The sequence below is a fragment of the Agrobacterium sp. 22-226-1 genome (assembly GCF_053522345.1).
On record NZ_JBNWCP010000010.1, the window covers coordinates 184,303 to 192,513 of the forward strand.

Genomic DNA, 8,211 nt, shown 5'->3' on the forward strand with positions numbered 1-8,211 from the left:
GCAGGAGAGACGGACTTCTCGGACATTCAGGTCACAATCTCATGAGAATACCAGTTCCGGCGGTCTCAAGCTCGAAAAACCGGGCTTGAAACCTCTGCCGGAGGAGTGGCCGGATTTATTCGGCCGTCGCCTGAATATCGACCTTGTCGAGAAGCCCCATCGGATTGTCGGAGGCGGCAACCAGATCAAAAATGCCCAGGCCGTTTGCGCCCGTGGATTTGACCGTTACCGTCAGGGTCCCGGGTTTGCTGATGAACTGGACGAGCGCTTCCACGGCGTTCTGCAGCTTGGGCTGTTCAGCCGCCACCTGCGGCAGCATCATGCTCGCCACCAGTGTGAGGGTGGCGCGTACCTGATCTTCCGTCATGTCGTTCTGCAGGGCATAAAGCTTGATCGCCTTCGCCATCAAACCTTCGTCCTTGATCGTGAGCTTCACTTCGCGGCCGGCGAGCCCGAAGAGCGCCGCCTGCGCGCGATTGACGTCAAAAGAGAAGAACTCTTCGGTAAAGCCGCTTACCAGACCGGCAAAATTGACGCTGCCGAAATCCTTGCTGCTGAGAGAGATGTCGCGGATCACCAGATTGCTGTTCGGTTCGTCCCAGCCGGCGGCAAGGCCATAAGAGAAGGCCAGCGTTTCGAGACCCAGTTTGCGGGCTTCAACGAAAACCTCCTCTGTCGAGTCCGCCGGGATCGGAAGCGTCAGCTCGTCCTGCCTGATCTCGATATCGGTCGGAATGCCGTTGAAGGGCTTGGTCAGCCCCATCTCGAAATTCTTGAGTGAGAATTTGATACGTTCCGGCGTTCCGGCCGCTTCTTCTTCCGCCTCCTCCTCCGGCTTTTCCGGCGCGGCCATATCGACGTTGATGCCGCCGACGCGCACCCGGCCAAGTTCCGGTATCAGGCGATTGAACTGAAAGGTCTCCATCTGCGTCTCGTCGAGCGCGATGATCTCGGAAATTCCCTTGATCGTCGAGCTCCAGTCAAAGCCCTTGAGGCTTGCTTCCGCGACTTCGATCTTGCCGTCGCCATCTCCGATCGACATGCCAATCACGCCGAAGTCGAGCTTGCGGCTGTCCATCTGCATGTCGATGCGGTCGATGGTGGCCTTGACCCTTTTGCCGGCCGCCCCTTCCTTTTCATCCGGCGCATCGACCTTGAAGCCGATGAGCTGCATGTTGCTCTTGCCGATCATGTCGAGAATGGAGACGGCCTTTGCGAAAAGCGCCTGGCGTTCCTGCGGTGAAAGCGCGTCAGGGTCTGGGGTCGTCGTCAGCGCTTTCAGGGTATCCAGCAGCGGTTCGGACGGCATGCGGGCGGTAAAGCCATCGCTGCGGATTTCATCGTAGCTGAAATGACCGTCTCCTTCAGAGAAGGAAACCGCCTTGACGGAGAGCGGCCCGTAGAGCGGCTTCGCTTCCTTGTCTTCCGGGCCCGCCTTTTCCGTATAGAGCCGGGCGAGATAAGCGACGTCGATGTCCTGGCCGGCGATCGCGCCGGTCGACACGACCATATGCTTGTCCTTCATCGCGCCGTCGCTGTCGGGAAGCTGCATCTTGATGTCGTAACTGCCATTGTCGATAGAGTATCGGGCAATGCGGCCGCCCGCGATCTCGGAGAGAGCGAGGTTCTTGTAAACGGTCTTCTGCTCGGTGGTCGCGACGGACTGGGTAAACGTCACCTCCGGCGTGGAGATGCTTGTCGCCGCGAAGCGCTCGATGCGGCGGGCGAGGGAGCCGCCGTTTCCTTCCGCCTGTCCCGGTTTTTCGAAGGCGGCGTTCTCGATGCGCGCCTGTGCCATCGAAATCTTTCCGGTGGGCACATCGATGTCGATGGTGTTCATGTCAATCGCGCCGTCCAGAAACGGAAGTTTCGGACGTCCGTCGATAGCCGCGATCTTGATATTCCTGCCGTCTTCAAGCGCCAGCGTCAGATCGCGAACATGAATTTTCCCGAGAAAATCGACCTCGATGGACGTGGCGGTCGCACCGCTGCGGGCAACCAGCTCCTTCACCTTCGCTTCGTAGAAGGTCTTGCCGCCGATGACGCCCGCAGCGGCGACGGCAATAATCGCAACCGCCGCCCAAAGCGCCCTGCGCCGACCCTTGCCGGTCTGGATGTTTTCCTGTTCCACGAAGTTGATCCTCTTTAACGAACTGATATTGACCGCCTTTTAAGCACGCAAAAGTTGCTTAGCAAGTGGTCGTTACCGGCTTAATCGAGGCGTGAAAAAACGCGAGGCGGAGGCGGTGTTGCCGCGGCCCTTCGCCTTCCGGCTGAAGCTACCGCCAGAACATCAGCGCCATGCCGGCCACGACAAGTGCAGCGCCGGCCCATGCGCCGGGCGCCGGCAGCTCCCGTGTCTTCAGCCACAGCAGCGGCAGGATGATGACAGGCGTCGTTGCCGAGAGTGTCGAGACAATGCCGACCTTGCCGCCGGAAAGGGCAAAGAGAAGCAGCGTCATGCCGAAAGCCAGGGCGACGATGCCCGTGAGCGCCGTCTGCAGGAACAGGCTTCCGGTCAGCCTGCCTCTCGGCTTGACAGCCTCGATGGGCAGCATCGTCAGCGCCGTCAGACAAAGAGCGGCCACTCCGACGCGCAGCATGGAGGCGGCAAGAGGATCGACCCCGGTCGCCATCACGGGCCTTGCAATCAGCGAGCCGACCGCCTGGCTGAGCGCGGCAAGAAGGCCGAAAAGCACGCCGAGCCAAAGCGGCCCCTTCACGCTTTCCCATTCGTGCAGCTGCGCCTTGCGCTTGCCGAAGAGGATTGCCAGCAGCACTCCGCTCAGCGTGAGGCCTATGCCGGCCATGGCGCTGGCGGGAAGCTGCTCGCCAAGCACCGCCCATCCCAGCAGCGCGGCGATCGGGGCATTCAGCGCAAAGAGGATTCCAGAGCGACGCGGCCCCAGCCGGTTGAGGCAGGTGAAGAGAAGCGTGTCGCCAACGAAAATACCGATGAAGCCGGAAAGGAGAAGCGAAGACAGCGCCTCCGGCTGAAGCTCCCGCCAGCTGCCCGAGGCGAACACATAGACCCCCAGCAGAGCGGCGACAAAAAGCTGCCGCGTCCTGTTGAAGGCCAGCGCTCCAAGCCGCCCCGCCGGGCCGGACGAAAGAAGCCCGGTCATCGCCCAGCAGGTCGCGGCACCCACGGCAGCCAGTTCATAGATCGGCATGTTTTCCCCGTCGATTGGCCGCCTGCTTCCGGCCGCGGACACTATCCCTGGCTGCACACATCGCAGATTCCGGGTTTGCCCGCCATACCATAAGCATCACCATCAACGGCATGAACCGGCATATGGCCCACCGCCCCTGCCGGGCAAGCCGTCGCATCCGCTGGCAACAAATGCGCCGCACCCGTTCAGCCGCCCACCCCCGATGTCAGCTTACACCGGCATCAAGTCTGCGAACGGGCAGTCCATTCACCGCGCGTCACGCGCCATTGATGATATTGCAGATGCCCGCGCGGATGACGTTCTTGTCCGCGATCTGTCCTGCCTGAATGTTGAAGACAGCATCGATCCGCACAGCGGCGCCTTTCTGCCGGGCCACGACCCGCAGCGTCTGAATTCTGCCGCTGCCGCTGGTCTCCTGGTGCGCATCGATGGAAGACAGCGCCTTGTTGATCTGGATGCCGGAAAAACCCTCCGCCGCCACGGCCTGAGCCAGCTTTTGAAGTACGGCAGGCGCTTTCGCCTTCGGCAGTTCCTGCCAGGACTTGTAAGAGACGGCCGTCACCATCGGTACGCCTGAGACCGTGAAATTCTTTTCGCAGGATGCGGCGAGGACGGGGCTTGAAAAGGCGATCATGCCAAGAGCTGCTATGACATATTTCATTTCGAATAATCCAATCGTTGGTAAAGGCTGAAAACTGCCGGCCGCATCAGAATGTCGACCGTTTTCCTCTGTAGGTGGACGGAGGCGGAAGAGCCTCATGGGCCTGCGCCAGCGTTTCAAGCCATGTCGCTAGGCCAGCGGGAACCTCCTCGTTGCCCGCTTCCAGCGCCTCAATCCATGAAAGTTCGCATTGCAGCGCGGACGCAATATTGATCGGCGTCCAGCGGATCACCCGCAGGCATTGATTAAAGCGTTCTGGTGACATGATGATTTGATGTTTTCCCCGTTTTTTCCCGGCGAAGCTCACTCAGGCGGCAACGAGAGTCAATCTTTTTCTGCAACTTTTGATGGCTTGTTTCCGGCCCGTCAGTTGCATCCGCCGCCCGTTGCCGAACGCCAGGCGCATGAAGGGGAAAGGCCCGGTTACCCAAACGGGACGGCCGGACGACGCATCGGCATTTCATCCGCTGAACCATCCCTCCCGACGAAACTTAGTCGATCTGCTAAGTTTCTCCTTGCCTCATCGCGATGAAACATGATAGTTAGCAATATGACTAAGCATCATCGGGACCTTTCACTGATCTTCCAGGCTCTGGCTGATCCCACGCGGCGGGCGATTCTGGCGCGCCTCGGCGGCGGGCCGGCGCCGGTCATGGAACTGTCCGCTCCCACGGGGCTGCGTCTGCCCACGGTCATGCGGCATCTTTCCGTGCTGGAAGAGGCGGGGCTGATCGTCACGTCCAAGGATGGGCGGGTGCGCACCTGCGCAATCGTGCCGGAAGCGCTGGAGCCGGTCAGCACATGGCTCGATGAGCAGCGGGCCGTATGGGAGAGCCGGCTTGACCGGCTGGAGGCATTTGCAATGCAGGCCATGAAGGAGGAATCCGAATGACAACGAAACCGGATCAAAAAAGCGCACGCGCTGAACCGCATCAACCGCAAGACTGTTTTGCAACGCTCAGCTTCGAACGGGAAATTGCCGTTCCGCTATCGGCTCTCTGGCAGGTCTGGCTCTCACCCGCCGCCCGGGCGGTGTGGGCCTCTCCCTCGCCCTCGGTCACCGTGGAGTTCCTGGAGGCGGACAGCAGGCTGGGCGGTCGCGAAGTGTCGCTCTGCAAGGTCGCCGGCCAGCCGGATATTCGCTGTGAATGCGGCTGGCTGGAGCTACAGCCAACCCGCCGCAGCGTGAATTACGAGGTGGTCTCATCCGGCGGCATAACCCAGTCGGCAGCGCTGGTCACTGCCGATTTTCAGGCCGTGGAAGAGCGTAGCCGCCTGATCGTAACGGTGCAGCTTTCCTCACTGGCCGAGGATATGCGGGATGGCTATCAGCAAGGTTTCAGCGCCGGTCTCGACAATCTGGCCAGCGTGGCCGGGCGAACCATGGTGCTGGAGCGAACGATAAAGGTGCCGCGAAACATTGTCTGGAAAGCCTGGATGAACGAAAAGACGCTGCCGCAATGGTGGGGCCCTGAAGGCTTTTCCTGCCGCACGAAGAGGATTGACCTGCGGACCGGCGGTGAATGGGTCTTTGACATGATCGGCCCTGACGGCACGGTCTTCCCGAACCATCATCGGTACGTTGAGGTCCGGCCCGAAGAGAGGATCGGTTATACGCTGCTGTGGGGCGAAAACGGGCCGAAACATGCCGATGCCTGGGCCTCCTTCGAAGATCAGGACGGCGCGACGAAAGTTGTGCTGGGCATGGTGTTCAGCACGGAAGCCGAGTTCCAGCAAGCGAAGGGCTTCGGCGCCGTGGAGCTGGGTCAGCAAACGCTGGGCAAACTGGAACGCTTCGCCAAGGCGCTATAGATGCGCCGGGCCGTCAGCTCCATGTGCAGGGTCTCGATATTGGCCTCCTGTCCAGCCGGCATTGTTCTTCAAAGCCGCTCTGCGTGCGCGAGATCGTCTTGCAGGTTCCACCAAAGCAGGGCAGCAACGGCAAATCCGGTTCCGATGATGACCTTCAAATTCTTGATCCTCATTCGTGTTTTCCCGTCTGAATAGAAATATTTCGCCCCGCCGACAAAGTGAACAATAGTCCGGTTTGACGTCTTACGACCCTGACCATACCGACAGAGCGGCCATAGCGTCCTGATGGTGCGCGAGCTTGGGCTGTTTTCCGTTGCGGAAGGTATCGAGAAGGAAGAGCAGGCGGTCTATCTGCGGGAACATAATATCGACTTCGGTCAGGGCTGGCTCTTTTCCAGACCGCTTCCCGCCGAAGAATTCATCGTCTTTCACCGGCAGAACAAGTCGAGATACGGGTCGGCTCCCGAGGTCATTCAGGTGGCGTCTGTCGAGGTCAAAGCGAAAACGTTGCGATTCCCCGTATTGGTCGTTATCCAACCAGTTCGTCTGTGATCACCTCGAACCGCTTAAGTATAGCCGGTCCAAATGCGGTGGACAGCGCGACGTCTGTGGCATCACGTCCTGTCGCCATCAATATGCGGCCGATGCGGGGCGTGTTGTGACGGGCATCGACCGTATACCAGCGGCCGCTGAGATAGACTTCGCACCAGGCGCTGAAATCCATCGGGTTGGGGTCTTTGGGCACGCCGATATCACCGAGATAACCGGTGCAATAGCGGGCCGGGATATTCATGCAGCGGCAGAGGGTGATGGCAAGATGTGCGAAATCGCGGCAGACGCCAGTCCTGTCATTGAACCCGCCGAAAGCCGTCCTCAGCGGATCGGCTTTCTCGTAGTTGAAGACAATACGGGAATGGACGAAATCGACGATCGCCTGAACACGGGGCCAGCCGAGTGGTGTAGCGGAGAAGTTTTTCCAGGCAAAGTCCGCCAACCGGTCGGTGTCGCAGTAGCGGCTGCCCAGCAGGAACACCAGAACATCGTCCGGTAAATCCTTGATATCGTGCTGGAAGGCGTTTTCAGGAACGGGATCCGGCAGGCCGCCGTCATATATGTCGAAGCGCGTGGAGATCGTCGTCAGTCCGGGCGGTGCGGATATGCGGCTGCAGGCATTGCCGAAGATGTCCAGATATCCCCAGGCCTCGATCGGCCGGTCGAAAGTCAGGACCTGTTCGGTGAGCAAATCCGCGCGCCGGTCGGGATGGATGTTGAGAACCAGCAGCATCGCCGTCTCATTCTCGCATTCATAGGCAATATCGAACCCGGCGCGTATCTTCATGCAGCACTGTCCCTGAAAGAGCCATCGTCATGTCCTTCAGTCTGCAACGCTTTTACGCTCGCGACGTTCCGGCCGGTGGTCAGGTTGTCAAGGCAGGTCTTGTGCGGAGGACGATCACGGCGCGGATATCGATCAGCGCGCGCGGGCGCGTTTGGCAAGGAGAGCGGATGTTCCGGCGGTACGATCCGACAATTCCTTGGCAAGACGGGCTTCCCGAAGGCGCAGGGTCTTTGCATCGCGGGATTGCGCAATGGAATCGAGCTCCTCAAGCGCTTTTTCTTTTGCGAAGAACGGTGTCTGGATGTGGCTGAAGGCGAGTTCGGCCTTCTGGCGGGAAATACTGTATTTTTCTGTCATGGGTGTTCCGGTGATGATGCTCGAAGAGCGAGCGAAAAACAAAAGGCCAGGCAATTTGCCTGGCCTTGATTGGGTTGGCGTGCTTCGTCAGTGCCAGTACATCCGTGGTCAAAGGGAAGCACAGACCCTTAGGCAGCCTGCAGATTGCAGGCCGGCATTTTGCCCGACTTGTTGTCGCGCTCAAGCTCGAAGCCGACTTTCTGACCTTCGACGAGTTCGCGCATGCCGGCGCGCTCAACGGCGGAGATGTGGACGAACGCATCGGCGCCGCCGTTGTCAGGCTGAATGAAGCCGAAGCCCTTGGTGGAATTGAACCATTTAACTGTGCCAGTGGTCATGATGAACCCTTTCATAGCAATAGAGAAACCACAGCACTCGTGCGCTGCGGATGATGATAGCGATTTTGAAAGGAAAGGTTCGTTCAGAACGCGGTGCCAGACGCGTGACAAGCAAAGCTAAGCAAGCAAATTCGATTGCTCCTTATATCCTGCCTCTGCCGGAGTGTCAACTATTGGTTTTTGACGACATTTAACCTCGTCAGAAAGTTGTGCTCTCCTATACGGCGTGGCCTGGGGGTGTCGGGCACCGCAGAATCTGGGACGCATACGCATTCCCGTTCTCGTAGCCAGCGGAGACAATGATATCATGGTGTTGACATCCAACAGCCGCGATCTGGCTCAGCGTATCCCCAATGCCGACTGTTGATCTACGCAGATGCTGGCCATGGCGGCATCTTCTAATACCATGCTGAATTCGTGCCGAAAGCCTTGGTGTTGATTTCCACTGAGAACTGACCCGGTAGCCCAGGATATTTCCATCGAGAATTGACCCATGTTTGAACCTTGCCCTGCGTGTTTTCAGCGGGGGCT

At 59.3% G+C, this 8,211-nt stretch carries 10 protein-coding genes and 1 pseudogene; 4 read left to right on the plus strand and 7 right to left on the minus strand.

Annotated elements, in window-relative coordinates; all coding sequences use genetic code 11:
• Positions 1–115 precede the first annotated feature (115 nt).
• The 4 genes from ACQZ5K_RS18165 to ACQZ5K_RS18180 form a co-directional block, all read right to left on the minus strand.
• On the minus strand, positions 116–2,131 hold the full coding sequence (locus tag ACQZ5K_RS18165; protein ID WP_448741034.1) for a hypothetical protein: 2,016 nt from the start codon (positions 2,129–2,131) through the stop codon (positions 116–118).
• A gap of 148 nt (positions 2,132–2,279) precedes the next feature.
• The gene (locus tag ACQZ5K_RS18170) at positions 2,280–3,173 is read right to left on the minus strand and encodes a DMT family transporter (protein ID WP_374997126.1); all 894 of its coding nucleotides are present in this window, start codon (positions 3,171–3,173) and stop codon (positions 2,280–2,282) included.
• A gap of 256 nt (positions 3,174–3,429) precedes the next feature.
• On the minus strand, positions 3,430–3,834 hold the full coding sequence (locus ACQZ5K_RS18175) for a hypothetical protein (RefSeq protein WP_374997125.1): 405 nt from the start codon (positions 3,832–3,834) through the stop codon (positions 3,430–3,432).
• A gap of 46 nt (positions 3,835–3,880) precedes the next feature.
• On the minus strand, positions 3,881–4,099 hold the full coding sequence (locus tag ACQZ5K_RS18180) for a hypothetical protein (RefSeq protein ID WP_003505772.1): 219 nt from the start codon (positions 4,097–4,099) through the stop codon (positions 3,881–3,883).
• Between the two features lie 285 nt (positions 4,100–4,384).
• On the opposite strand from ACQZ5K_RS18180, the gene ACQZ5K_RS18185 reads away from it, so the two are divergent.
• The 3 genes from ACQZ5K_RS18185 to ACQZ5K_RS18195 all read left to right on the plus strand — a co-directional run bounded on the left by ACQZ5K_RS18185 (position 4,385) and on the right by ACQZ5K_RS18195 (position 6,198).
• Positions 4,385–4,726 carry an ArsR/SmtB family transcription factor gene (locus ACQZ5K_RS18185; RefSeq protein ID WP_374997124.1) on the plus strand — a complete coding sequence of 114 codons (342 nt, stop codon included), beginning with the start codon at positions 4,385–4,387 and terminating at the stop codon, positions 4,724–4,726.
• Complete coding sequence (locus ACQZ5K_RS18190) at positions 4,723–5,646, plus strand: SRPBCC family protein (protein ID WP_448741035.1); 924 nt, start codon at positions 4,723–4,725, stop codon at positions 5,644–5,646. Before ACQZ5K_RS18185 ends, ACQZ5K_RS18190 begins: the two co-directional genes overlap by 4 nt.
• Before the next feature lie 285 nt (positions 5,647–5,931).
• Positions 5,932–6,198, plus strand: coding sequence for an EAL domain-containing protein (locus ACQZ5K_RS18195; protein WP_448741036.1), 267 nt, complete (start codon positions 5,932–5,934; stop codon positions 6,196–6,198).
• On the opposite strand, the gene ACQZ5K_RS18200 is transcribed toward ACQZ5K_RS18195, so the two are convergent.
• The 3 genes from ACQZ5K_RS18200 to ACQZ5K_RS18210 all read right to left on the minus strand — a co-directional run bounded on the left by ACQZ5K_RS18200 (position 6,176) and on the right by ACQZ5K_RS18210 (position 7,680).
• A complete protein-coding gene (locus ACQZ5K_RS18200) occupies positions 6,176–6,985 on the minus strand; it encodes a transglutaminase-like domain-containing protein (protein WP_111784967.1) in 810 nt (269 codons plus the stop codon). The genes ACQZ5K_RS18195 and ACQZ5K_RS18200 overlap by 23 nt on opposite strands.
• A 132-nt stretch (positions 6,986–7,117) precedes the next feature.
• A complete protein-coding gene (locus tag ACQZ5K_RS18205; protein ID WP_448741037.1) occupies positions 7,118–7,342 on the minus strand; it encodes a hypothetical protein in 225 nt (74 codons plus the stop codon).
• Between the two features lie 128 nt (positions 7,343–7,470).
• The gene (locus tag ACQZ5K_RS18210; protein ID WP_448741038.1) at positions 7,471–7,680 is read right to left on the minus strand and encodes a cold-shock protein; all 210 of its coding nucleotides are present in this window, start codon (positions 7,678–7,680) and stop codon (positions 7,471–7,473) included.
• Positions 7,681–7,909: 229 nt separating this feature from the next.
• Here ACQZ5K_RS18210 and ACQZ5K_RS18215 point away from each other — a divergent pair.
• Positions 7,910–8,082: pseudogene (locus ACQZ5K_RS18215) on the plus strand (alpha/beta fold hydrolase); the annotation flags it as partial.
• Positions 8,083–8,211 lie beyond the last annotated feature (129 nt).

Bases quoted from the DNA above. Each gene is read 5' to 3' on its own strand.
- ACQZ5K_RS18170 (WP_374997126.1), bottom strand. From the start codon at position 3,173: ATGCCGATCTATGAACTGGCTGCCGTGGGTGCCGCGACCTGCTGGGCG.
- ACQZ5K_RS18175 (WP_374997125.1), bottom strand. From the start codon at position 3,834: ATGAAATATGTCATAGCAGCTCTTGGCATGATCGCCTTTTCAAGCCCC.
- ACQZ5K_RS18180 (WP_003505772.1), bottom strand. From the start codon at position 4,099: ATGTCACCAGAACGCTTTAATCAATGCCTGCGGGTGATCCGCTGGACG.
- ACQZ5K_RS18185 (WP_374997124.1), top strand. From the start codon at position 4,385: ATGACTAAGCATCATCGGGACCTTTCACTGATCTTCCAGGCTCTGGCT.
- ACQZ5K_RS18190 (WP_448741035.1), top strand. From the start codon at position 4,723: ATGACAACGAAACCGGATCAAAAAAGCGCACGCGCTGAACCGCATCAA.
- ACQZ5K_RS18195 (WP_448741036.1), top strand. From the start codon at position 5,932: ATGGTGCGCGAGCTTGGGCTGTTTTCCGTTGCGGAAGGTATCGAGAAG.
- ACQZ5K_RS18200 (WP_111784967.1), bottom strand. From the start codon at position 6,985: ATGAAGATACGCGCCGGGTTCGATATTGCCTATGAATGCGAGAATGAG.
- ACQZ5K_RS18205 (WP_448741037.1), bottom strand. From the start codon at position 7,342: ATGACAGAAAAATACAGTATTTCCCGCCAGAAGGCCGAACTCGCCTTC.
- ACQZ5K_RS18210 (WP_448741038.1), bottom strand. From the start codon at position 7,680: ATGACCACTGGCACAGTTAAATGGTTCAATTCCACCAAGGGCTTCGGC.